1 protein-coding gene and 1 pseudogene are annotated in these 1,342 nt (G+C 74.1%); both read left to right on the forward strand.

From position 1 onward, the window contains the following. Positions 1-673: pseudogene (locus tag AB0M46_RS51350) on the forward strand (hypothetical protein); the annotation flags it as partial. Then, on the forward strand, positions 670-1,342 hold a 673-nt coding region (locus AB0M46_RS51355; RefSeq protein WP_363349078.1), incomplete at its 3' end, for a toll/interleukin-1 receptor domain-containing protein. The pseudogene AB0M46_RS51350 and the gene AB0M46_RS51355, both read left to right, overlap by 4 nt.

Raw genomic sequence — 1,342 nt, forward strand, 5'->3', positions numbered from 1 at the left:
GACCGCGGCGGCGCCCACCACCACCCGCGCCGCGCAGCGCACCACGGCGGCGGCCACGGACGCGCCGTACCCGGCGGAAACCACCACCACCTACGAGCGGCCGACGCCGACGCGGACCACCAGGCCACCGACGACGGCCGCCGCCCTCGCCCCGCGCGGCGTCTGGGAGGGCACGGCCACCGCCGCCGTCGACTACTACGCGCCCTGCGGCGCGAACTTCAGCTGGATCCAGGTCGGCTCCCAGTCGTACCGTCAGCGGGTGCAGGTCGTGGCGAGCGCGCCGGTCACCGGCGAGACGAACACCTTCCAGCTGTCGGTCAGCACCGCCAACCAGACCACCGAGGGCGGCTTCACCATGGTCTCCAGCGCCCGGACCACCACCGGCCTGACCCTCACCTACTGGCGGCTCACCGCCACCGGCGGGCGGGTCTCGGGCCGGCTCACCAGCACCCACACGGCCGAGGGCGTCGCGCAGAACTTCCTGTACAGCAACAAGAACCTCGACGCGTGCAGCAACCGCCTCGGCAGCGTCCTCATGCCGCTCGTCATGGACACCGGCACCACGATCTCGGGCACGCTCGGCGACGGCTCCGGCGCGCTGACCGTCAAGGGCCGCACCGGCGACATGCTGCGCGGCTTCACGCTGACCCTCGACCTGTCGCGGACCAGGTGAGCGAGGGCCGCGCGACGGCGCGGCAGCTGCGGGAGCGGCTGCACGAGACCGGCCGGAAGTTCGACCACCACGTCTTCATCTCCTACGCCCAGATCCCCGACCTCGAGCGCGCCCAGCGCCTGCGGGCCCGCCTGCAGCGGATCGGCCGGCGCTGGTGGGAGCGGCGGCGGCTGCGCGTGTTCCTCGACGTCGCGAGCCTGTCGGCGGGCGAGAGCCTGCGCGGGGAGATCGCGGCCGCGCTGCACTCCTGCGCCGGGCTGGCCGTGCTGGCCTGCGAGCCCTCCGCCAAGTCCCGCTGGGTCGCCGAGGAGCTGCGGTCCTGGTGGGACTGGCAGCGCCCGGCACCGGTCATCGTGCTCACCGGCGGCGAGATCGCCTGGAGCGACGCCGAGCGGGACTTCGTGTGGCCCGCGAGCACCGCGCTGAGCGAGGCCGGGTTCGCCGGGCGGTACCGCGAACAGCCCCTCTGGGTCGACCTGCGTCCCCGGCCCGGCGGACGGCTGCGGGCCCGGCGCGAGCAGCGGCGGCAGCTCACCGACGCCGCCGTGCGCATCGCCGCGGCCGTGCTGCGGGTCGGGAGGGCTGTTGATTGCGAACTTCAGTTCGATCGACTGACCGACGGCCAGTACGTATTCGGTGCCGCCGATACCTATGGGTGCCGACGTCGGA

The sequence above is a fragment of the Dactylosporangium sp. NPDC051485 genome (assembly GCF_040682015.1).
Lineage (GTDB): Bacteria > Actinomycetota > Actinomycetes > Mycobacteriales > Micromonosporaceae > Dactylosporangium.